35 protein-coding genes and 2 pseudogenes are annotated in these 21487 nt (G+C 40.0%); 26 read left to right on the forward strand and 11 right to left on the reverse strand.

Annotation, left to right across the window (positions count from 1 at the left end; translation table 11 throughout):
- Positions 1-12: 12 nt before the first annotated feature.
- From NSS82_RS05545 to NSS82_RS05555, 3 genes are all read left to right on the forward strand, one after another.
- Entirely contained in the window at positions 13-279 is a 267-nt protein-coding gene (locus tag NSS82_RS05545) for a phage holin family protein (protein WP_076138698.1), read from the forward strand.
- A complete protein-coding gene (locus tag NSS82_RS05550) occupies positions 279-950 on the forward strand; it encodes an N-acetylmuramoyl-L-alanine amidase (protein ID WP_076138699.1) in 672 nt (223 codons plus the stop codon). Before NSS82_RS05545 ends, NSS82_RS05550 begins: the two co-directional genes overlap by 1 nt.
- A gap of 101 nt (positions 951-1051) precedes the next feature.
- Positions 1052-1663, forward strand: coding sequence for a hypothetical protein (locus NSS82_RS05555; RefSeq protein WP_143766797.1), 612 nt, complete (start codon positions 1052-1054; stop codon positions 1661-1663).
- Positions 1664-2174: 511 nt separating this feature from the next.
- Here the strand turns inward: NSS82_RS05555 and NSS82_RS05560 are convergent.
- Positions 2175-3062, reverse strand: a complete 888-nt coding sequence (locus NSS82_RS05560) for an alpha/beta hydrolase fold domain-containing protein (RefSeq protein ID WP_076138702.1) — start codon at positions 3060-3062, stop codon at positions 2175-2177.
- 127 nt (positions 3063-3189) lie between these two features.
- Here NSS82_RS05560 and NSS82_RS05565 point away from each other — a divergent pair, with 127 nt between their 5' ends.
- The 3 genes from NSS82_RS05565 to NSS82_RS05575 all read left to right on the forward strand — a co-directional run bounded on the left by NSS82_RS05565 (position 3190) and on the right by NSS82_RS05575 (position 5163).
- On the forward strand, positions 3190-4116 hold the full coding sequence (locus NSS82_RS05565; RefSeq protein WP_076273416.1) for a LysR family transcriptional regulator: 927 nt from the start codon (positions 3190-3192) through the stop codon (positions 4114-4116).
- Positions 4117-4306: 190 nt separating this feature from the next.
- Positions 4307-4936, forward strand: coding sequence for a restriction endonuclease (locus NSS82_RS05570; protein WP_370511318.1), 630 nt, complete (start codon positions 4307-4309; stop codon positions 4934-4936).
- A gap of 11 nt (positions 4937-4947) precedes the next feature.
- Positions 4948-5163: a hypothetical protein gene (locus tag NSS82_RS05575; protein ID WP_076208663.1), complete on the forward strand. Its 216-nt coding sequence runs from the start codon at positions 4948-4950 to the stop codon at positions 5161-5163.
- Positions 5164-5321: 158 nt separating this feature from the next.
- On the opposite strand, the gene NSS82_RS05580 is transcribed toward NSS82_RS05575, so the two are convergent.
- Complete coding sequence (locus NSS82_RS05580) at positions 5322-5813, reverse strand: hypothetical protein (protein ID WP_076139049.1); 492 nt, start codon at positions 5811-5813, stop codon at positions 5322-5324.
- Between the two features lie 222 nt (positions 5814-6035).
- Here NSS82_RS05580 and NSS82_RS05585 point away from each other — a divergent pair, with 222 nt between their 5' ends.
- The 5 genes from NSS82_RS05585 to NSS82_RS05605 all read left to right on the forward strand — a co-directional run bounded on the left by NSS82_RS05585 (position 6036) and on the right by NSS82_RS05605 (position 8387).
- Positions 6036-6362 carry a hypothetical protein gene (locus tag NSS82_RS05585; protein WP_178944272.1) on the forward strand — a complete coding sequence of 109 codons (327 nt, stop codon included), beginning with the start codon at positions 6036-6038 and terminating at the stop codon, positions 6360-6362.
- Positions 6363-7204: 842 nt separating this feature from the next.
- Positions 7205-7375, forward strand: coding sequence for a hypothetical protein (locus NSS82_RS05590; RefSeq protein WP_178944273.1), 171 nt, complete (start codon positions 7205-7207; stop codon positions 7373-7375).
- 247 nt (positions 7376-7622) lie between these two features.
- On the forward strand, positions 7623-7820 hold the full coding sequence (locus tag NSS82_RS05595; protein ID WP_178944274.1) for a hypothetical protein: 198 nt from the start codon (positions 7623-7625) through the stop codon (positions 7818-7820).
- Positions 7817-8062: a LexA family protein gene (locus NSS82_RS05600; RefSeq protein ID WP_076273417.1), complete on the forward strand. Its 246-nt coding sequence runs from the start codon at positions 7817-7819 to the stop codon at positions 8060-8062. The genes NSS82_RS05595 and NSS82_RS05600 overlap by 4 nt, the downstream gene beginning before the upstream one ends.
- The gene (locus tag NSS82_RS05605) at positions 8043-8387 is read left to right on the forward strand and encodes a YolD-like family protein (RefSeq protein ID WP_076273418.1); all 345 of its coding nucleotides are present in this window, start codon (positions 8043-8045) and stop codon (positions 8385-8387) included. Before NSS82_RS05600 ends, NSS82_RS05605 begins: the two co-directional genes overlap by 20 nt.
- A 62-nt stretch (positions 8388-8449) precedes the next feature.
- Here the strand turns inward: NSS82_RS05605 and NSS82_RS05610 are convergent, their stop codons facing one another.
- The 5 genes from NSS82_RS05610 to NSS82_RS05630 form a co-directional block, all read right to left on the reverse strand.
- Positions 8450-8929, reverse strand: coding sequence for a hypothetical protein (locus tag NSS82_RS05610; RefSeq protein ID WP_076273419.1), 480 nt, complete (start codon positions 8927-8929; stop codon positions 8450-8452).
- Positions 8930-9050: 121 nt separating this feature from the next.
- A complete protein-coding gene (locus NSS82_RS05615) occupies positions 9051-9452 on the reverse strand; it encodes a hypothetical protein (protein WP_076273420.1) in 402 nt (133 codons plus the stop codon).
- A gap of 1 nt (position 9453) precedes the next feature.
- Entirely contained in the window at positions 9454-10014 is a 561-nt protein-coding gene (locus NSS82_RS05620) for a type II toxin-antitoxin system HicB family antitoxin (protein WP_076273421.1), read from the reverse strand.
- Between the two features lies 1 nt (position 10015).
- On the reverse strand, positions 10016-10276 hold the full coding sequence (locus NSS82_RS05625) for a hypothetical protein (protein WP_076273422.1): 261 nt from the start codon (positions 10274-10276) through the stop codon (positions 10016-10018).
- A gap of 136 nt (positions 10277-10412) precedes the next feature.
- Positions 10413-10619: a hypothetical protein gene (locus NSS82_RS05630; RefSeq protein WP_076273423.1), complete on the reverse strand. Its 207-nt coding sequence runs from the start codon at positions 10617-10619 to the stop codon at positions 10413-10415.
- 358 nt (positions 10620-10977) lie between these two features.
- On the opposite strand from NSS82_RS05630, the gene NSS82_RS05635 reads away from it, so the two are divergent.
- The 7 genes from NSS82_RS05635 (at position 10978) to groL (ending at position 16456) form a co-directional block, all read left to right on the forward strand.
- A complete protein-coding gene (locus NSS82_RS05635) occupies positions 10978-11613 on the forward strand; it encodes a 5-formyltetrahydrofolate cyclo-ligase (RefSeq protein WP_076104243.1) in 636 nt (211 codons plus the stop codon).
- Positions 11614-11616: 3 nt separating this feature from the next.
- Positions 11617-12087, forward strand: a complete 471-nt coding sequence (gene moaC, locus NSS82_RS05640; protein ID WP_036676513.1) for a cyclic pyranopterin monophosphate synthase MoaC — start codon at positions 11617-11619, stop codon at positions 12085-12087.
- An 85-nt stretch (positions 12088-12172) separates the two neighbouring features.
- Positions 12173-12658 carry a MogA/MoaB family molybdenum cofactor biosynthesis protein gene (locus NSS82_RS05645; RefSeq protein WP_036676512.1) on the forward strand — a complete coding sequence of 162 codons (486 nt, stop codon included), beginning with the start codon at positions 12173-12175 and terminating at the stop codon, positions 12656-12658.
- 139 nt (positions 12659-12797) lie between these two features.
- Positions 12798-13040 carry a twin-arginine translocase TatA/TatE family subunit gene (locus NSS82_RS05650; protein ID WP_036676510.1) on the forward strand — a complete coding sequence of 81 codons (243 nt, stop codon included), beginning with the start codon at positions 12798-12800 and terminating at the stop codon, positions 13038-13040.
- A gap of 143 nt (positions 13041-13183) precedes the next feature.
- A complete protein-coding gene (gene tatC, locus NSS82_RS05655) occupies positions 13184-13951 on the forward strand; it encodes a twin-arginine translocase subunit TatC (RefSeq protein ID WP_036676508.1) in 768 nt (255 codons plus the stop codon).
- 513 nt (positions 13952-14464) lie between these two features.
- On the forward strand, positions 14465-14746 hold the full coding sequence (gene groES, locus NSS82_RS05660; RefSeq protein ID WP_036676506.1) for a co-chaperone GroES: 282 nt from the start codon (positions 14465-14467) through the stop codon (positions 14744-14746).
- Positions 14747-14824: 78 nt separating this feature from the next.
- A complete protein-coding gene (gene groL / locus NSS82_RS05665) occupies positions 14825-16456 on the forward strand; it encodes a chaperonin GroEL (RefSeq protein WP_036676504.1) in 1632 nt (543 codons plus the stop codon).
- 79 nt (positions 16457-16535) lie between these two features.
- Here the strand turns inward: groL and NSS82_RS05670 are convergent, their stop codons facing one another.
- The 4 genes and pseudogenes from NSS82_RS05670 to NSS82_RS05685 all read right to left on the reverse strand — a co-directional run.
- On the reverse strand, positions 16536-17753 hold the full coding sequence (locus NSS82_RS05670) for a site-specific integrase (protein WP_076273424.1): 1218 nt from the start codon (positions 17751-17753) through the stop codon (positions 16536-16538).
- Positions 17754-17831: 78 nt separating this feature from the next.
- The gene (locus tag NSS82_RS05675) at positions 17832-18290 is read right to left on the reverse strand and encodes an ImmA/IrrE family metallo-endopeptidase (protein ID WP_076273425.1); all 459 of its coding nucleotides are present in this window, start codon (positions 18288-18290) and stop codon (positions 17832-17834) included.
- Positions 18291-18297: 7 nt separating this feature from the next.
- Positions 18298-18414, reverse strand: a pseudogene (locus NSS82_RS05680) (helix-turn-helix domain-containing protein); the annotation flags it as partial.
- Between the two features lie 315 nt (positions 18415-18729).
- Positions 18730-18906: pseudogene (locus NSS82_RS05685) on the reverse strand (helix-turn-helix domain-containing protein); the annotation flags it as partial.
- Positions 18907-19137: 231 nt separating this feature from the next.
- Here NSS82_RS05685 and NSS82_RS05690 point away from each other — a divergent pair.
- The 8 genes from NSS82_RS05690 to NSS82_RS05725 all read left to right on the forward strand — a co-directional run bounded on the left by NSS82_RS05690 (position 19138) and on the right by NSS82_RS05725 (position 21477).
- Positions 19138-19347, forward strand: coding sequence for a helix-turn-helix transcriptional regulator (locus NSS82_RS05690; RefSeq protein ID WP_076273427.1), 210 nt, complete (start codon positions 19138-19140; stop codon positions 19345-19347).
- Entirely contained in the window at positions 19344-19580 is a 237-nt protein-coding gene (locus NSS82_RS05695; protein ID WP_076273428.1) for a helix-turn-helix transcriptional regulator, read from the forward strand. The genes NSS82_RS05690 and NSS82_RS05695 overlap by 4 nt, the downstream gene beginning before the upstream one ends.
- A 3-nt stretch (positions 19581-19583) precedes the next feature.
- Positions 19584-19775, forward strand: a complete 192-nt coding sequence (locus NSS82_RS05700) for a hypothetical protein (RefSeq protein ID WP_076273429.1) — start codon at positions 19584-19586, stop codon at positions 19773-19775.
- Positions 19750-19908: a hypothetical protein gene (locus NSS82_RS05705; protein ID WP_178944275.1), complete on the forward strand. Its 159-nt coding sequence runs from the start codon at positions 19750-19752 to the stop codon at positions 19906-19908. The genes NSS82_RS05700 and NSS82_RS05705 overlap by 26 nt, the downstream gene beginning before the upstream one ends.
- A complete protein-coding gene (gene yyaC, locus NSS82_RS05710; RefSeq protein WP_076273430.1) occupies positions 19905-20441 on the forward strand; it encodes a spore protease YyaC in 537 nt (178 codons plus the stop codon). The genes NSS82_RS05705 and yyaC overlap by 4 nt, the downstream gene beginning before the upstream one ends.
- An 8-nt stretch (positions 20442-20449) precedes the next feature.
- A complete protein-coding gene (locus NSS82_RS05715) occupies positions 20450-20737 on the forward strand; it encodes a hypothetical protein (protein ID WP_076273431.1) in 288 nt (95 codons plus the stop codon).
- A 234-nt stretch (positions 20738-20971) separates the two neighbouring features.
- On the forward strand, positions 20972-21226 hold the full coding sequence (locus tag NSS82_RS05720) for an AbrB/MazE/SpoVT family DNA-binding domain-containing protein (protein WP_076273432.1): 255 nt from the start codon (positions 20972-20974) through the stop codon (positions 21224-21226).
- Entirely contained in the window at positions 21226-21477 is a 252-nt protein-coding gene (locus NSS82_RS05725; protein WP_076273433.1) for a DUF7667 family protein, read from the forward strand. The genes NSS82_RS05720 and NSS82_RS05725 overlap by 1 nt, the downstream gene beginning before the upstream one ends.
- Positions 21478-21487: the final 10 nt, after the last annotated feature.

Genomic DNA, 21487 nt, shown 5'->3' on the forward strand with positions numbered 1-21487 from the left:
GGATGAATTAATATGGAATGGAATGCAGTTATGGAGTTTATTAATCCTGAATTAATGGTTGTTGTCGTAGTTTGTTGGATTATCGGTTATTGGTTAAAACAAACGCCAAAAGTACCGGACTGGAGCATTGTGTATATTGTTACGCTGGTCGCCATTGTATTTGCTGTACTGATGTTAGGGTTTGTAATTACAAGCTTTATACAAGGTATCCTATGTGGGGCTGTAGCTGTATACGGAAACCAGCTTATTAAGCAGGCTAAGAAAAGCGGTGATCAATAATGATTTATCGTAAGGATCATGTACCATTAAAAACAGCCTGTAATCGTCGTCCTTCGCTTACAATGGTAGCGACAACAATAACTATCCATAACACAGGTAATCCATCCAGTACAGCTGCTAATGAGCGCTCATGGCTAACTAATCCCTCTAACGATCGGCAAGCATCATTTCATATAGTGGTTGATAGTAAAGAAGCAGTGGAGTGTATCCCACTAACGGAAAACGCATGGCACTCGGGTGACGGTAGTGGAATTAAATCCGGTAATCGTACAAGCATAGGCATTGAGATCTGCGAGAGTGGCGATTATGCAAAGGCTTTAGATAATGCTGCTGAACTGGTTGCATCGATGCTCAAAGAGCGTGGGTGGGGCATAGATCGGCTTCGGCGGCACTTTGACTGGAGTGGTAAGATTTGTCCTCGTTTGATGTATGATGGTGGGAAGTGGACGGGGTGGACAGCGTTCAAGAATTTGGTTGATTACAAGCTTAAGTTAGGAGTTGCAGTTGTGAATAAAGATGTAAAGGTGACAGTTAACGTGAACGGAAAAAAGGTAGCTGACGGTGTGCTTGATAACGGCACTACCTATACACCAGCTCGGGCAGTAGCAGAGGCGCTAGGAGCTACAGTTGTATATGACGCAAAAACAAAGACTGTTGATATCACGAATTAAATGCTCAAACACTTGAGGTTATGCCCATTGGCTTCGGCTGGTGGGCTTTTTTTAATTGATATAGAGGAATTGACAATTATCTGTCGAAATTTCAATGAAATATGAGATATCATGAAATGGGGTTGAAAACTATTAATTACATATGGAGCGCCGTTATTTCTTCATTCACCGCTATAGCAGTTGTTTTTCTCACAACAAAAGCAAATGAGCGAATATCAAAAAAAAGACTAGAAGAAGAAAGAAAAGAAAGATATGTATTAAGGCTGCTTTCAGTTAGAGAGGAATCTTATAATAAAATCTACAGGTCCTTAATTGATTTACAAAACTATTTAGCTCCGTTTATTAATCCAGGCAATGAATTCTTAGAATATAAAGATATGGATGAATTTGCACCATTGAGTCAGTTCGAGCAGTTATCAGCTATAGCAAGAACGCAGGAAATTTGGCTGCACAAAGAGTCAAACATAAAAATTAATCAATTATTAACTTATCTTAATCAACTAAACCATGAAGCTCTAGAAATAGCTGTTACGAAAATGATTGAATCAGAAGGCGAAAAAATTGATAATGGCATAGATATACAAGAGTCTGCTAAGCTCTATATCGGTGAAGCTTTGAGTAATATCGAAGAATTAAAAGATCACATTAGAAAAGTATCTGGTGGCGAATCTTTAGATAAATATGTTGATGGAGTTACTTCATGGACAAAATAATAAGATGCTAAAGGTACCTGGTGTTTGTCCATTCTGAAATTATTATTCCAATTACTTATTACATAGCAACATGCCCTGTCAACTATGATAGGGGTATATAATACATAGGAGTGATCGTGTTGAGCAATATATACAAAGTCTTAAACACTGACTCTGAATTTCTAACGGCTGCTTTGTCACAGTCTCAAGTAGATATACTTGAACGTCGTGGTGATTTGGCTGGCTGTACAATTGATTGTTGTAGTCCAGTTCAAAAGTGGAGTCCTGTTAGTGTTAAGGTTGCTGATGCTTATTACCTGAGAAGTGAATTTGAATTTAGGATGGTTTTGGCATAAGCGCGAATATCAAATCCCTCGTTAATCTTAATTGATCTATGAGGGATTTGTTGGTGTTCGTGAAGTTCATCCAAAAAACGAGATAATGTTACAGTTAAGGTGTGATGTGTTATAAAATCAAAGGAAGAAAAAGTACTAGGTGTAGCAAAAAAATAAAAGCGATCAGTTAGTAGATCCTACGTATCCTTTATTATTATGTCTATCATTTGTTGCATAGCTGTCTTTGCTTCTGGAATAGGAAATACAGGGAACACGTGATTCATTTGGGGATACTCAAAATAGTTGATGCTTACTTTTTCTTTTTCGGCTAATCCCTTAAATTTTCGAGCATCGGGAAGGAATAATTCATGAGTACCTATAAATAAGGAGATTTTGCCTAAGCCTTGTATAGGTCCATTCATCGGACTTAATAAATAATTACTTTTTACTGCTTCCCCGGCATAAATTTTACCGACCTCGATCAAAAGTTTCGCATCAAGCATAGGTTCTTTGCTCTCCATTGTTGCTACATCCGGATGATTGAGTGTGATGTCTAGCCATGGGGAAAGGAGTATAATGTTGCCTGGTTGCGAAATATCATTTTCCAATAAGAATTGTGCTAGAGCAAGTGCAAAGCCACCACCTGCTGAATCACCCATCAGCACAATATTCTCTGGTTGAACCTTGGTTAATAAGTATTCATAGATAGGAAGAACCTGCTCAAAGGCTTCTTTGTAATTATGATTTGGGGCTTTAGGATACACAGGTACATATATTGTTCCATTCACCTTTTGGGATAATTTATATAAAAAACGCCAATGCCATGATAGTGGTTGTTCGATATATCCTCCGCCGTGTAGATACAAAATTACTCTTGTATGTGGTTCTGAGGTTGATTCCAAAATATATGTGTCTAATGAATAGGTATTATCTTTCAGTATATGATATTTTTGTTGAAGCTTAGCTGGTATTACATAAGGGGTTTGATTAGCTATTCTTTTTTGTTCTATATAATAGGCTGTGTTGATCTTCTTTTTATTTAGTAATAATAAACGTTCGACAAGGAAACTTTGCCAACTTCTCATCCTGATGACCTCCAATAACGATAACATGCATAAATGTTCTGCTATATATTCATAATACCAACTCATCATGATAAAATATATTTAAATATAATTAAGGTTCCTAAATATATATTTAAGGATGAGATTGATGAATATCACGCAATTACAGTATTTGATTTCAGCTGCTAATTATGGGACTTTTACTAAGGCTGCTAGTGTGCATCATTTGACAGTACCTACGATTAGTCAATCGGTACGGCAGCTAGAAGATGAATTGGATACAGTTATCTTTCATCGTACAAAGAAAGGAATCACCCCAACGAAAGAAGGACAGTTAATCCTCCAACATTCTGTATCCATTCTTAAAAGTGTGGAGATAATGAAGCGGGAGCTATCACTTCTTAAAGAAGAATCATCAGAAAATATTATCATTTCCACCATACCAGGAATGGTTCCACAGGTTGTTCAAACTACCATTGAGTTTGCTAAAAGATATCCTTTACTGAATGTTCAAATGTTAGAGGGTGATACAGAGACAGTACAAAGTCACGTGAATGAAGGATATGCAAGTATGGGTTTGGTTTCTTACAGTTCTGAGCAACAAAAGGATGCTTCTTTTGATTGGATGCCTTTAATACAAGGTAAGGCTGTACTGATCGTGAACAAGAATTCCTCATTACGGTTTTTGAACGCTGTAACTGCTGAGGATTTAAGAAATGAAGTGTTTGTCCTATATAGAGATGAATATATTGAATCAATTGCTCATAATTTGATATCTGCACATCCTACTAATCGAGTTGCGCTATCTACCAATAATATGGATGCCTTATATCAAATGGTTGTCAAAGGAGATACCATTACGATAGGACCTGATTTTATCATTCACTCTTTACCTTCAAGTTATCAAAAACAGATTGTAACTGTTCCGTTGAAACACTACAATTCCGAGCCAGTAGTTTTAGGGCGGATTACTAGAAAACAAGAACGCGATACGAGGATGGCTGAGGAGTTCACAGCCCGTTTAATAGAGTTATTTATGGGAGCTCAAAGTAGTCTTGAAGATGAGAACAAATAGAAACACGCTGTTGGCTTTGGTTGGTAGTCTTTTGCGTTCTGGAAAATCTCGTTACCTGTGATATAGAGTGCATATACATAATGTTCCAAATCATTTATATTAAGGTTATATGGTTTGGAAGTACTGGCATTGTAATTTGGAAGAATCTTGCCAATGTCGGCGAGGGTCTTAAATTGATGGGGGTTGCTGGTTGACAAAAATTATAATTTTCATGGTTATTATTGTTATCATTACTGCTGCTTTTGTATTCAAAGTTTTATCAACAAAGAAGAGTTACCCTCCCCAAAGTAGAGTAATTGATCCACTTAAGATTACGATCCAGGACATAGACCGAATGGAAGACGGAACTGACTTTGAAGAATATCTGTATCGTTTATTTTTAGCATTGGGGTACATTGATGCATATAAAACACAGGGGAGTCGTGATTTCGGTTCTGATTTAGTTTTTACTGATCGTGAAGGATATCGAAATGTTGTTCAGGCCAAAAGGTATTCGAATCCGGTAGGATTAGGAGCTGTTCAAGAGGTTTATGGTTCGATGAGATATTACCGAGCTAAGAAGTCCATGGTGATATCCTCAAATCAATATACATCAGCATGTGAAGAACTTGCTGGTTATAACGCAGTGAAATTACATAATCGCAGTGATCTCATTAATATCATGGACTTATTTAAGTCAGGAGAGATAAATAAAGCAAAAGATATCATTGAGTCGGAACCGAGAATTATACTAGATTCATGGGATAATTATATGAATAGTAATAAAGTTATTAAGAAGGATTTTAAGGCGGAAAAACGACTGGTCACGAAGAATACATAGGAGTGATCGTATTGAGTAATATATACAAAGTCCTAAAGACAGACTCTGAATTTCTTACGGCTGCTTTGTCACAGTCACACGTAGATATACTTGAACGCCGTGGTGATCTGGCAGGGTGTATAGTTGATTGTGGTGGCTCGATTCAGAAATGGAGTCCTGTTAGTGTTAAAGTCGCGGATGCTTATTATATGAGAAGTGAATTTGAATTTAGAATGATTTTGGCATAATCGCGTATGAAAAATACCCCATCTACATTAAGGTAGATGGGGTATTTTTCATACTGACATTTTAGAACGTAGGTCTGAACATTAGGTGGAGATTTTAACATTTATGTTCTTTTCGCTTCGAAGAAATGGGTGTTATCAGCAAATTCATGAGGCTGGGTTTAATACCATATATATTGGGCATAACCCTTTACAGTATACCCACCAGGCAGAATTCCATGTAATCTGATTCTATAATCTCCTGTTTCAAACCCGCCTGGGAAAAGAACAGTCCAGGCACCATCCGAAGGGGCAGCAGCAGTCAATAAACTTTTCCATGTACAAACAATTGATCCTGATTTATCACATTTTTCTAAAGAAACCTTAAATACACCATCATTAGAATCATAAGTGCTTGTACTTGTAAGATTAACTGTGATATTGGTATTGGGATTATAGACATGGAATGTAGGGGTATAAAAGTTACTAGAAAATTCATAACTGAAGGTATCCTGAGATAAAGGTGAAATGTCAGCTGGAGGAGAACTTGTATTTACAACTGCGGTAACATCATCAGTTACGGGTGCGATATCTTCAGCTGCGGATGAATGAGATGGTAATAAAATCACAAAAAATAATACTGTCATTAGTACTAAACTTAGTTTATTCTTCATTTTACACTCTCCCCAAAATGTTATTTTATTCTATTTTATTATAAAATATTACATTTATTTGTATATAGGTATAATTGATCATAAAATAATGTAAATTATTGTTGAATTTAGATTTTTTACGTCTTGATTATTTAGTATCACCTACAGAATAAAACTTGTGCATTAAATTTCTTGTTATTGCTAACTATAGATAAAGAAGAGGTGATCAAATTGAAATTCAAAATGAAATTACTTGTGATTCTGTCGACTTTGTTCCTAACTATGAGTGTAGGTCGAATTTGTTTAGCTACGCCAGGAGATCATATTGAAGATCCAGTAAAAGACATACGAACATACACATTATCTATCCTCTTTGAAGAAATCAATAGCTCTATATCAAAACAATTTGGTTCGGATTGGGGTTTCTTTCCTAAAAAAGTTTGTGAGATAAATGGTAAGAGTCTTACTGTTGAGGGGAATCTTTTCAAAGACAATCAAACCAAAAAAATTAGAGTTGATTTAGAAAAGGAAAATTCAAGGTATAAGGTTATTCGGGTTTCGGAAATTTAGTGGAATATGTTAATGATTACTCTGTAGTCAACATGCGAATAAGTTATAGGTGAATTTTAAAGGATTATAAAAATTTCCCACCAACCTTAAGTGGTCGGTGGGATGTTCGAAATCTTTAAATTACATTAACAGTAGATCGTTTGCAAACGGTTTCGAAAAGAATATAATATCTTAATAAGATTCGGAAGGACGCCCATCAAACTAGACGGGGCATTTTTGACTTAAGGAGCGATGAAATGAAAAATCAACTCCTATTTTTTGGAATTTGCTTTACAGTGGCCACGGTTGTTATAAATCTGTTCATATTATTAAAGTACAATGTTCCACATGTTCAGCAATGGTATTGCTGGTCAATTGTGTCATTATGCGGTACGCTCATATATAACGGGGGCTACTACTATTTAAAGAAGAGAAAAGGCGTTTGTGTGATTAACGTCGGAGTAATTATTCTAGGAGTATTAGTGTTTATATTTTTATTTTAGAAGTGATTGTTTGAGTACTACATACATAGAGAAGCACAACTTTCTAACGAAGAGCTGACTTTGGGCAATGGCATTTATCTAGAACTTTAAAACAAATATGATTGAAAAATTCTTGGGTTAGAGTCCATATTAGAAGGCTATACGTAAGAATCTATCGAGATAGCTACCGCTCGAGGCATCCAACTATGATTTTAGTTTAGAGTAAAGACAAGAATACTCCGTCAACCTTCGCATTGAGTGTCCAGTTTTATTCTATGGCTTGAATATATAGTTTTGATACAGAAAAAATTTGTATGCATAGAAAGAAGATAGGCTGGGAATATATATACAATAACGTTCGCTTGAAAGGAAGAGGTAATTATGAGTAATGAACTTCTCAAACTCAATGCCTTTCTTAGTTGGTCCATAATGATTTCATTTGGATTCTTATTTGCTTTAACAGGAAAACCAACATATTTGCTTGCTGTAGTATTCAATGCTATTGTGATCTTCTTGTTTTCTAACGAAGGGGATAAACAAAAAGATCCATGATCATCAAGAACCCAGTTGTTTTGTTTGCATAGGGTATAAGTAACCCCTTTTCAAGACTCCATCACCTTTAAACTCGCCTGAGTATAGGCGAGTTTTTTAATCTTTGTAAAAGATTTTTGTAATTAAATGATGGAGAATTATTTATTTTCTTTTTAATCCCAATAGATTAATATGTGTTCGCTTGATTTAAGAACATGTGTTTGGTTATAATACAAACAAATGTTCTTATATTTAGGAGGTTACCATCATGCAAATGCAGATTGGTCAAACCATTGAAATTATTTACTCAGATAAAGTTGGCAAGATAACTCAGCGTAAAATTGATATTAAAGGCATAAAGGACGGGGAGATTCGCGCAACATGCTTAAATACAGGAGCGCCGAGGGTGTTTCTAGCGATAAACATATTAGCTTGGCAGCCAAGTGATAAAGGAGCAATTGCATGAAGCCATTAACGAATAAAGAAAAAGAAATACTCAGATCATTAATTAAGATGATCGAAATCAATCACTATCCACCTACTTTGCGGGAACTTGCCAAGGAGGTAGGATTGTCATCTACAGCGGTAATACATGCGCATATGGAGCGTTTAGAGATTAAGGGGTACATACAGAGAGGTAAGAACATGCCACGAGCGTTGAGAGTTATTAAGGGAGTTGACGAAGACAATGAAATCACAACAGCGTAAGAAACTTGAAGGTAATGGTCTTTGGGAGGGAAGTCGGATGATAATGCCTGAGCATAAAAATAGGATTCTGGACGATTCGCTGAAAGAAGAGGTGCGATCAAAGCCTGATTTAGATCCCCAAGCATTAGCTGAAATCTCACAGGTATTAGCTCAATCTTTAGAAGATTGTAGTCCGATCACGATTACATTGTTTGGGGAATATGAGGAAAGATCCATCCATGGGATAATCATGAGAGTAGATCAGCAGCTTAAACAGATTAAATTCCGTCAAGATGATGATTGGGAATGGATAAAGGTAGCGGATATTATAGAAGTAAGCACGTAAGGAAAAGTTTCCTTCTCATAAATAAATGAAACCCCAACAGTGATTATACTGGTGGGGCTTGTTTAATATATCATCCCCATTTCACGGAGCCTATCTTTAATTTTCTTTAAACGAGCTTCCTTTTCATTTGCTTCTTGCATCTTCAATAAATCCACGGGGGGTTCTTTATATTTTTCAATGATTTTCTTTAAGGTTAATTCCCCGATATCTTTTTCAGTGTGCATTGTTATCGTTGGGGCGATTTTGTGATTTTCTATTATCTTGGGATCTGCAGAAATCCGTTCTAGTAAACTAATTAAAAGTGCTTGCTTTTTAAAACCTATTCTTCGCGCCTGACATATTTCTTTCCAAGTACAGTTTAACAAACGATCAAGATCTAAATGACCTTGAATGTATAGAGCGTTTATAAGCCCCGTTAAATTGTGTCCTCGTTCCTCTTCCTGAGCCACAACTTTTAAACAATCAATATCCATGCAATAAAGATGTGCTGGAAGTGGAAAGTAGTGTCTTAATGCTGTATTTTTATCGATGATGTTCCCCATGATGATTTACCTCCATCAAATTATATGGACACTATAACATGTTTACCGTTATGGTGAAAGATGTATTAATACTATAAAAAAAGCCCTACTAACCTATATGGTCGGTAGGGTCTTTTAGTATTTATTCCTGGTCTTTGACTTCTTCGTCTGGTTCGCCATCTTCAACACTTGGTGGAGAAATAAAAGGGTAACCTAAGTATTGTTCTGTTATGAATGCGCCTATATAAGAGGATTTAGAGAGAAGAGGATAAGAAATATTTTCTAGGTTTTCTTTTAATTCTTTTTCAGTTAAGTTATCACCTGTAAACTCGCCAATAACTTCAAATTCAAGATGAAAAGGTTCTATATTGTTCATATCAAAGATCCTTAGATTTTTAATTATAACTTTTTCGGCTGTATGCTCTACTATCTCTAACGTACTTTTAGTTACAAAGTTTGATTTTTCTCCTGTAGCCTCTGTTCTTTTAAAGTCTAAACTAAAAAGTTCCAGGTTTTTTAATGTTAAAGAAATATTTTTTGACACTTTACAATCCCCCTAAAATTCTTTCAAAATCTTCACGACCGTTTAACGATCCGGGATTACTAGGCCATTTGGCTTTAGGAATAAAGCTTGAAACATCAATTTCTTTATCTTTTTGTTCGTTATGGAGGACTATTTTAACTGGTCTTGTTTTTAGTAATTGATTTTTGACCTCATCATTAATTGATTTCTTTCCTAATTGATAGGATATCAAGGTGTTCACAAATTGGTTCAAACTTACTTCTTCTTTAATAGATTGTTCAACCAATTTTTTATGAATAGATTTAGGCACCCTTAGTGTAAACTTTCCACTATAGTCATCCGCAAGTGTGAAAGTTGAGGAAGGTTCGGGAATGTTTATTTTCCTTTCAAAGGCTTTTGAGATCCATGCCTTTTTTGCAACATTCAAGTTTATAATCGCTTCCTCTGGTGTATCTCCATCTGCGCCACATCCCCTTAACTCAGGGTATTCTGCGAACCACCCCCCACCGTCATCGGCAGAGAGTGGCTTAATTTCAATTCGATAATTTAGCGCTAAATAAAAATTTAAATTTTGCTGAGTCATATTACTCCTCCTCATCATCAATAACCTCACATAGCAAATTGATGATTCTTTTTACGTAAATAACCTTAACCCTATTATTATGGACAGGAACCGGGATCATCGTGTTGTCGATATCTTCTGGATGATAAACCATCCAGTGGCTACCGTCTTTGGGCAAGTCAGCTTTTAATCCATAGTGTTCAATTATGGTCACTAACTGATCCCATTTGACACCCACTGGATTGTTCATAAACTTTTCAAAACGTTTTTTAATCCTGGACATTTATTCAACCCCTAGTAGTATATCCATAATAACCACATATAGTACCACCTAATCTTAAAAATTAACTTGCACCACATACGATACCACTACTGGGTTAGTCAGTCAACTGATACGTGAAGTTAGAAATAAAGATTAATCATAACTCGATTTCTTCCCAGCCTGTTGCTAAGGGATCCTCAGGTGTAGGCTCTAGATGTTCTGGCAGCATACTAATAAGTAAAGGCTCGCCAATATCGAGCAAGACAGTTTTTGTTCCTTTAGCTAGAACAATACCGATCTTACTAATATGGAAACCGTATGTGATGCGGACTCGAATGCCAAGTGTTATCTCTTCAGCTTTCATAATTATCAGCCTCCAGGGAACTATCCCATGTTCTGTCCCCATGGGGACAAATTGGGGACGAAATGCACATTTACCTGCCCCAACTAGCCCCAAGTTAACCTAAATGTAAGATAACAAGACCCTTATATAGCAACGATTAGCCTAATTTACCTCAAGTCAGCGTATGCCTGAAAACAAATTATTCTATAGTTTACATGAAAAGCGTTTCCCAAGCGAGGGTTCGATCTAATGTAAGGAGGGAATAACGACCTAGTCCGATAACACAGTTCTATCCACCTTGGCGAACCGGGGAGAAGAGTGGTAAACTGGATTTACAAACAAGGATAAGCTAGGGATGAATAAGAGGGGGAGGCCGACAATGTCCAGCAAGGAGTCGGAGATCTCCAAAGTAAAGCAACAATTACGAGCGGAGAAGACCATCGCCCGAAACGAGCTGTCTTCGGACCAGAGAAGTAAACTATCATTTCAAGTCTGCCACTATGCATTGGAGTGGCTGGACACGAAGGATATAACTTCACTAATGGCCTATGTGTCTTTTCGTTCAGAGCTTGAAACCCGCCCACTTATCACACAGGCGTGGAAGGATCAGCGTAAGGTGCTGTTGCCGCGTGTAATTCCAGCAAGCGGTGAAATGAGTGTCCACGTGGTGAATGCATGGAGCGATTTAGAGCCGGGGAATTATGGTATCCATGAACCTATCGTCTCCAGCAGAGATTTATTAGAGGTTGAAGAGATTAAGCTACCTGCTGTTGTTTTCGTACCAGGGCTAGCATTTGATCTTCAAGGCGGCAGGCTTGGCTACGGTCGAGGATACTATGACCGGCTACGTGCGTCTTGGGAGAACGCCGGGTACGTTAGCGCACAGCCTCCGATATGGATCGGGTTAGCTTACAGCATGCAGTTGGTTCCAAGAGTGCCGATGGATGAGCATGACGCTTTAATGGACATGCTGATTACTGAAAATGGTATAGTGCACTGCCGAAAAGGAGAGTGAGCCATGGAATTGACCCATTTCAACGAGCAGGGAAGAGCTCGTATGGTGGATGTGAGTGAGAAGGAGATCACGAAGCGGACAGCTGTTGCGCGGAGTATGATCAAGATGGCTGCTGGAACGCTGAGCGCCATTAAGAGTGGCAAGATCAGCAAAGGTGATGTCCTTGCTGTTGCACAGATTGCCGGAATTATGGCGGCTAAGAAGACGTCAGACTGGATTCCGATGTGCCACCCGCTGCCACTTACCGGTATTGATATCAGCTTCTCCGATAACAGCGAAGATGAACTTTATATAGAAGCAACAGTCCATACTACAGGAAAAACCGGAGTAGAGATGGAGGCTTTAACCGCTGTTTCTGCCTCAGCACTAACGGTGTACGACATGTGTAAGGCTATTCAGAAGGATATGATTATCGGACCGACGCTACTGGTATCTAAGAGCGGGGGCAAGAACGGAGATTATACGCTCGAATAAGTATCAGTTGCTTATGTTCGAAGCGCTGATGCGAGCAGGCTGAACTGTACAGCCAACTATACATATAGAGAGGAAGGACAAACCTATGGCGTGGAAGACAGCAATCCTAACGGCCAGTGATAAAGGGGCCAGGGGCGAACGGGAAGACACGAGCGCCCAGGTTATTCGGGAGCTGGTGGAAGAGGAACTAGGTGGCGAGATCATTGAATATCGAATCGTTCCCGATGAACAAGATGAGATTATCGCAGCATTGATTGAACTGACGGACTATTTTCAGGCAGATTTGGTACTGACCACCGGAGGCACAGATCTGGCAATTCGTGATGTGACCCCGGACGCTACTCGGCGAGTGGTAGAACGGGAAGTGCCTGGGCTCTCAGAAGCTATGCGCAGCACAGTGATGCAAAAAAACCGTGCAGCTATGCTTTTCCGTGGGATATGCGGCATTCGTGGACGCACGTTGATTGTCAATTTACCTGGAACGCCGAAGGGTGTTCATGAGAATTTGGCAGCTATTATGGATCAATTGCCGGAAGCGCTGCTCATGGTAACTGGCCAATACCGCCAATAACCCTTTGTCATCTTCTTGTCACGTCACAACGATAATCTATTTATAGAAGAAAGTGGATGTAACTGTGACATAAGTTATGGTATTATTAAATTAAAGTAAACGATACCATGAACGGACAGGTGGACAAGGAGGAATAATAATGTTTAGTGGAATTGGAACTCCTGGTATTATTTTGTTGGTCATACTGGCACTTCTGCTCTTTGGCCCAAATAAACTGCCAGAGCTAGGCCGTGCAGTTGGACGAACCTTCCGTGAATTTAAGGAAGGCGCGCGTGAAATCATCGGGGATAATGAACCGGTGAAGAAGAGCGAAGCTCCTGTGCCGACGGCCCCGCAAACGGTCGCTGCAGATATTCCTCAGGACAAACGCCTGCCGGAATAATAGAAGATCTTTCAATGGGGCAATCTCAGGAGTCTACTAGACTTGAGGAGACGCCCCTTTTTCTTTGCTTTCCGCAGCAACGGACACTGCTTTGAAGAAAGTTAGTGTTATCTTTTTTACTCTTGTCATGGGATGGTGTCTGGATGTCTCTGAAATCGGAAGAAATGTCGGTGGTAGATCATCTCACCGAGCTGCGCAAACGGATTATTTATGTGTTAATCGTATTTGTCCTTGGATTAATAGGCGGTTTATTTTGTGCAAAGCCCATTTACGATTATTTGATTAGCACGGACCTGGCGCAAGGTTTTGTTCTGCATGCATTCTCATTCTGGGATGGCATTGGGATGTACATGAAGATCGCGATGGCCGTTTCGCTAGTGATTTCTGTCCCGTTTATTGCCTACCAATTGTGGGCATTTATCAGTCCAGGCCTTCGGCCGGAGGAGCGAAGTGCGACACTGCGTTATGTTCCTTATGTGTTTGTTCTTTTCCTTATCGGTCTTTCTTTTGCTTATTATATTGTTTTTCCAATGGCACTTTCGTTCACAATCTCAATTACCCGGAGTATGGGACTGGAAGAGACCTACGGGATTGCACAGTATTTTAACTTCATGTTCAGCCTAGTATTGCCGCTGGCATTGCTGTTTGAACTTCCATTGCTGGTGATGTTTCTGACCAAACTAAGAGTTCTCAACCCGCTACGCTTGCGTAAAATGCGTCGGTATGCCTATTTCACGCTTGTATTTATCGCCGTGGTTATCACACCCCCGGATTTTATCTCAGACTTCCTGGTGACGATTCCACTGCTCATCCTGTATGAGTTCAGTGTATTTTTATCTGCATTTGTCTATCGCAAGCAACTTGCTGCGGACGCGGCACGGGATGAACGGTATGTTCAGAAGAAGGAGTGAGGAAAAAAGGCTGCCGCTAAGTAGATTTTCTACGAATGTGGCAGCTTTTTTGCTATAAGTTGATTTCATTAGTTGGATTGAATACACTTAATAAGTAATTGTTATCGGCCGATCAGGATCATTAGATGCAAAGGTCTAACCATTCTAGCAACGTTCATATCGATAAGGGGTGAGAGGAAAGCGCTGGAATCCTACGCATATTTTCAAAACCCGTGGATACAATGTAATAGAGTGTGTGCTTGGACAAGCATTGAAACGTATTTTTTTGCGAAAACTAATACGAATTTGTGTAAAAAGACTTGAAATCCGGGCTCAAGTTGAGTATCATAAAAATTGTTGTTAGCACTGCACGCTGTTGAGTGCTAACGCTCTTGAAAAATAGGAGATGGGCTGGAGATTAGCAGGGTTCCATTGATATTTTTCAAGAACATCACAGAATTCAAAGTTTGGCCCGTAAGTTCTAAACTATGTTTTGAAGCAAAATAACATAATTTTAAAGGAGGCTATTTTTTCATGATCAAACCATTAGGTGAACGCGTATTGGTGCTACCGAGCGAGCAGGAGGAAACAACTTCATTCGGGATTGTGCTTCCGGACTCCTCGAAAGAAAAGCCACAAGAAGGAACGATTATCGCAGTAGGTAGCGGAGCTTTGAAAGATGGAGTACGTGTAGCGCTTGAAGTTAAAGAAGGCGACCGTGTTCTTTTCTCTAAATATGCAGGAACAGAAATCAAATATGAAGGTAAAGAATATTTGATTATGAAAGAAAGCGACATTCACGCGATTCTTGACTAAGCAAGAGTCGATCATAAGCTAAATCTAAACTACTTAAAGTAATAGGATATACAAAAAATTCTAGGAGGTAATTACACAATGGCTAAAGAAATTAAATTCAGTGAAGAAGCTCGCCGCTCTATGCTTCGTGGTGTAGATGCTCTGGCAAACGCGGTAAAAGTTACACTTGGACCAAAAGGCCGCAACGTGGTGCTTGAGAAGAAATTTGGTAGCCCACTCATCACTAACGATGGTGTAACGATCGCTAAAGAAATCGAACTTGAAGATGCATTCGAGAACATGGGTGCTCAACTGGTTAAAGAAGTTGCTACTAAGACTAATGATGTAGCCGGTGACGGTACTACAACTGCAACGGTTCTGGCTCAAGCTATGATCCGCGAAGGTCTGAAGAACGTAACTGCTGGTGCTAACCCAATGGTTATCCGCAAAGGTATCGACAAAGCGGTTCGTGCAGCTGTTGAAGAATTGCAAAAAATCGCTAAGCCTATCGAAGATTCCCAAGCTATCGCTCAAGTAGCTGCTATCTCTGCTGCTGACGATGAAGTGGGTCAATTGATCGCTGAAGCTATGGAAAAAGTAGGTAAAGACGGTGTTATCACTGTTGAAGAATCCCGTGGATTCGCTACTGAGCTTGAAGTAGTAGAAGGTATGCAATTCGACCGTGGTTACATTTCCCCGTACATGATTACTGATACAGACAAAATGGAAGCTGTTCTGGAGAACCCATACATCTTGATTACTGATAAAAAAATCAGCAGCACTCAAGAAATCCTTCCATTGCTTGAAAAAATCGTTCAACAAGCTAGACCGCTTGTTATTATCGCTGAAGATATCGAAGGCGAAGCACAAGCTATGCTGATCGTGAACAAACTGCGTGGAACATTCAACGCTGTTGCTGTTAAAGCTCCTGGCTTTGGCGACCGCCGCGAAGCTATGCTGCAAGATATCGCTGCCCTGACTGGCGGCCAAGTGATCACTGAGAAGCTCGGTCTTGATCTGAAGAGCACTTCCATTGAACAACTGGGTAACGCACGTCAAGTACGCGTAACTAAAGAAAACACAACAATCGTAGACGGAAGCGGCGACAAAGCGGACATCAATGCACGCGTAAGCCAAATCCGTGCTCAACTGGAAGAAACAACTTCCGAGTTCGACAAAGAGAAATTGCAAGAGCGTCTGGCTAAATTGGCTGGCGGCGTAGCCGTTGTCAAAGTTGGCGCTGCAACTGAAACTGAACTTAAAGAGCGCAAACTTCGCATCGAAGATGCCCTGAACGCAACTCGCGCAGCGGTTGAAGAAGGTATCGTATCCGGTGGGGGTACAGCTCTTGTGAACGTATATAACGCTGTTGCTGCTGTAGACGTAACTGGCGACGAGAAAACTGGCGTTAACATCGTGCTTCGCGCGTTGGAAGAGCCAATTCGCACCATCGCAGCTAACGCTGGTCAAGAAGGTTCCGTAATCGTGGACCGCTTGAAAAAAGAAGCAGTAGGTATCGGCTACAACGCTGCTACTGGTGAATGGGTGAACATGTTCGAAGCGGGTATCGTTGACCCTGCTAAAGTAACTCGTTCCGCGCTGCAAAATGCTGCATCCGTAGCTGCTATGTTCTTGACTACTGAAGCTGTTATCGCTGACAAGCCTGAGCCTGAAAAAGGCGGCGGCATGCCAGATATGGGCGGCATGGGTGGAATGGGCGGCATGATGTAATAAGGGTCATAAACCCTTATATATCAAGGGTAAATGGGGTTGCTATGAACGCTTGCCCATAATTTGCCCATAATATAATTTATGAGTCGAGGCTTTCCATGAGGTTACTAAACCTCTGGGATGCCTCTTTCTTTTTCGGCTTGGTAACATGGGTATATACATAGCGTGTGGTATCATCATCTCTGTGTCCCAGGCGATCCATAATCTCTTGAAGTTCAGCGCCGGCCTCTGTCAGAAGTGAAACATGGGTATGCCGTAAGCTGTGAGGGGTTAATGATTCGTTTAGACCTGCTATCTTTAGTAATCTGGCCATTCGGTTTTCGATAGTCTTAATGTATTCAGGATAGCCTGCGTTTTTCTTAGTTTTGGCAAACACAAATCCCTCATCGTAATAATCAGAGTTTTGTGACTTTTGAAACTCCTGTTGCTCATTATACTCCTGAAGTTCGGCAATTAGTTTCGGATCCAGCTCAATACGTCTTACTGCGCTTTTAGTTTTAGGTGGAAGTAAATGGTATCCAGTAGTAATGTTACTGGGATTGTAATATGTTTTTGTGATATTTATTGTAAAGTGTTCAAAATCAATATCACGCCATTTTAAAGCACATAATTCTCCAGCTCGTATCCCACTGTAGGCCAAGGTTTTAAATATGAGATAATCTCGATCCAGACCGTAGTCTTTTGCCGTTTGAATGAATTGCGCCAATTCTTCTTTTTCGAGATACTTAACAGCTATTTCTGAATTTTCCAACTCTTCCACGGTTTTTTGTGTTTTGGGGACGTGAGCATATTGTGTAGGATCAATTTTAATTACATCTAGCTCAACTGCTTTCTTAAATATCATCCGGCCTGTTCGATGGATGCCATCCAATGTATTATCAGCGAAAGATTCCTTCAGGTTAATTAATGCATCTTGGTAACGCTGTTTTGATATATCTCGCATTCTGAGCTTTGCGAAGTAGGGTGATAACCTGCCTACTTCATGTTTTCTGACCCGGACAGTACTGATCTTGACCTTCCCAGTGCTCTCATAAAGTTTCAGCCATTGCTGCGAGAACTCTTCAAAAGTTATGTTTGATTCTCTTACGTAGGTGCCTTCTTTTATTTGAGTATAGACTTTAGCCGCTGCTAACTCTGCCTCCTTTTTTGTTTTAAATCCGTGACCTTCTTCATAATCATATTTTCCAGTAACGGGATTTTTGCCGGCGCTAATCCGGAATGACCATGTCGCTCCACATGTACACTTTTTTCGTTCAGTGGGGCAGATGCACCCTCTTTGTCTAAATGATCCTGGCATACCAATCCCTCCTTTTATAGAACGTGTGTTCTATTTATGGGCATATGTAAACAGCCTTCCGACTGGAAATCACAAAGGTTAAAGGTTAACTTCAACTACACTTAGTGGGTCAAAATAAATGATATAATTATCGATCGTTGCAAGAATACCAAATCTCTCTTTGTATCGATCAACAGAAGATTGCAAAAAAATCTCAGTGACATTTAAAAATTCGGCAATCTCAAAACGTCCTCTGGCCCCGGATTCGTGAGCTTGTACAATAATAGATAGCGGAATGATCCTTTGATAGGCCCACTGCCTGGCTCTCAATTCCTGCTTGCGGTTTCGGATGTCCGATTGGTCAAGGATATCTCCTGTTGTCGTCTCATAGTGACCGATTTCCTCCGCAAGGATACAATGCTTCTCCACATCGGATAGGGACTTGTCCAGCCAAATAACCTGATCTTGATATAGACCCTTTAATTTCCCGCGTAAAGTTACTTCGTATACTTCAATGCCCCTTACATCCGCATCTCTAAGAAGAATTTGATAGGTCAATGCGGTATCACTCCTCAGTGCGAGGCCCTCTCTTCATTCTGACAAACTCTTTGAAACGTTCGATTTCCTCAAGTTCTTCTTCGGTCCATTCTTCCCCATCGTGGTGTGCAGCAATAGTTTCAATTTTTCTCGATTCGGAGACCTGATTTGAAGGTTTGAATGTTTCTCCAGGAGTTAAGGACGGACCGTCATATACAGGGGGCTCTTGGCGTGCATAAGCCGATGCCAAAATTTTCGTATCAATTTTTAATATTTTGGAGAGGCGATCGATTAGTTCTCCATTCTCATAATCCCAAGGTGCTGGCGGGAGATTGTCTAAACTTTCAATCATGCCTTGAGGAAATTCCATTTCTTTCTCTAGGTCTTCTACAGTCATATCTAGTTCCGAAAGTCTGTTTTCGATTATCGCACTTATAGATATACCAAGTAAATAATCAAAAGATACATGAAAATAATCGGCAATGGTTTCAAGCGCTTTAACTTGAGGATTTTTAGTTCTGCCGTTGATAATTTGCGTTAAGGTTGTGTAAGGAATGCCTGTATCATTCGAAAGTTTCAACCTTGTAATATCATTTCTCTTCATTAACTTTCTAATTTGCTTCGAAATTGCCGACATTTTTTAAACCTCCGCGTATATCTCATATAAGATATTCCTCTTTAGCGATATATTAACTCATAAAAGATAGTTAAGTCAAGCAATATGAAGATATTAGCAGTAAATGTAATTATTAATATGGTTTATTATCTTATATGAGATAATACGAAGGGATGATATCTTAAATGAGTTAATATCTCCTTTGAGTTAATATCTCATATGAGATATTATTGTTTTCAGGAGGTGAACAACATGGGAACGACAGTTAAAAATAATGTAGATAGACTTCTTGAAATCAAGGGATGGACTCGATACCGCTTGAGTAAAGAGAGTGGTGTTACGATGTCTTTGATTTACAGTTTGGGCAATAAAGAATCAGGACCTAATTCAGAAACATTGATCAAGCTTGCGGATGCATTAGAATGCACAGTTGATGAACTGGTTCGAGGTGAAACAAAATGATGACATCAAAAAATATGTATCTTCCGCCACATCTTACTGCTAAACAAATTGCCGAATTCACTAGCTTATCTAAACGCAAGGTATATGTCTTAATGAGTACAAATCCTGACTTTGGCGGTATTCCAAGCTTCAAGGTCGGGCCTAAATCAGTGTTGGCCGACAGAGAAGACTTCCTCCAGTGGTGGGAAAAAACCAAACGTGAGGGGAGACTTTTTCCGCCAGAAAGGAGTTAATACATGATCGTTAGCATTCAAGCGGAATTAGCTGCTGCTAAGCTTCACCTGGACCGCGCTATTGAAGCCTCTATCCAAGCAAGTGATGCCCGTCATCTTAGCAAGCTTGGTGCAGCGCGATATGAAATTGTCGAAACGCTGATCCGGATGAACAAGGAGGCTGATATCAATGCCGCAACAAGCTGTGTCAGCTGACAAAGTGTGGAGACGCATGGAGCTTCGCCGAAGACTGTGGCAAATCCAGAATGGACGTTTGCTAGTAGATGAGCCAGAGGCTGTGATCTGGTGGCTGGATCGAGAGATTGCGGAAATGGAGGAGCAACGTTGAAATCAAGGAAAGAGATTGACGCTTTAAGCCATCAACTAGAAGCTTTGCTTCCTTCAGATGTATCGAAAGTCGCATTCCTTTGTATTGGAACAGACCGTAGCACTGGAGATTCACTTGGTCCACTAGTTGGTCGCTACTTAAAGCGCCGCGGTGTTCCTAATGTAATTGGCACTCTTCACGATCCATGTCATGCGCAGAACCTTCAAGAGTGTGCAGATTTACTTAATGGAATGTTTGTAGTTGCGATTGATGCCTGTTTGGGGAAATCAACGAGCATAGGCGACATCAGACTAAAAAACGGACCATTAAAACCAGGAGCTGGAGTAGGTAAAGATCTTCCGCCAGTAGGAGACATTCATTTTAAAGGAATCGTCAACGTTGGTGGATTTATGGAGTATTTCGTTCTCCAGAATACTAGGCTCGCTTTGGTAGACGATATGGCCACTGCAATAGGTAGAGCGATCTGTGGAGCGATCAGACGAAAGAAATTATCAGCTCTGGCTGAGGTCGCCTGTGGACACGAAGGGGGGTAAACAACGAAATGGACTATCGTTCAGAAACATCCAAGTTTATAGCTTTAGTTAACTCAGGAGTGAAAACTGAGAATGACATTGCTGAGTTAATAGCATCGATTAGCACAGGATTAGGGGCTTTCATCTTCGTGAATTTGGATAAGAGCTGTCATGATGATCTGATTGCATTTATTGCCTCCGATATTAAACGTTCTTCAATCGAAGCTGCAAATGATCCTGGCATGGTACTTATGCAGACGATGAAAGGAGTTGAAAATGGATTTGAGCAAATCAAAGGAAAAAGACGAAGTCATTGATTACTGCAGCCAATGTGGAGCTGAGATCATAATAGGTCGCACTGTTATCCGATTTGGCCGCGAATTGCTATGTGATGTAAACTGTCTGAGCGATTGGGTCGGGGCTGTGGAAATAACTGTTCCAGAAGTGCCGAATCATTAAAATGACCCGACGGATTAGGGCCCGTCAGGTCATCGATTTAAAACTAACACATTATGAGGTCAGTGTAACACTGACCAAAAGGAGATGCAAGTATGAAAGCTACTGGAATTGTTCGTCAATTGGATGGATTGGGTCGCATTGTCATTCCTATGGAACTTCGTCGCACTATGAATATAAAAGATGGAGACGGTTTGGAGATCTTCGTTGAAGGTGAAAAGATTGTTCTCCGTAAGTATGCGCCGGGCTGCACGCTCTGTGGAAGCTTGGAAGGCATTGAATATTTCTCGGGTAAACCTATCTGCCATACTTGTATTTCTAAAATCACTAAACTTCAGGGTCTCTCATAATGTTGGCCATCCATCAGGTACATCGTAAACTGGCGCAAATCGTTCATATGAATCTTGACCAGAACGGAAACTTGATCGTTGGTAACCTTGAGCTGCAACTGATCCTGAAGCTTCTCCGGGAAAATCACAATCTGGTGTACAAATTGGACGGATTGAAAGAACTCGCCTTTATGGCTCACGAAATAGGCGACATGGAATGGCAGATGGATCTATGCGCCAAAATCGAAGAACTTGAAGCACGGATGGTTTAGCTATGGTGAT

The organism is Paenibacillus sp. FSL H7-0735 (genome assembly GCF_038008505.1).
In the GTDB taxonomy this organism is placed as follows: Bacteria; Bacillota; Bacilli; order Paenibacillales; family Paenibacillaceae; genus Paenibacillus_AQ; species Paenibacillus_AQ odorifer.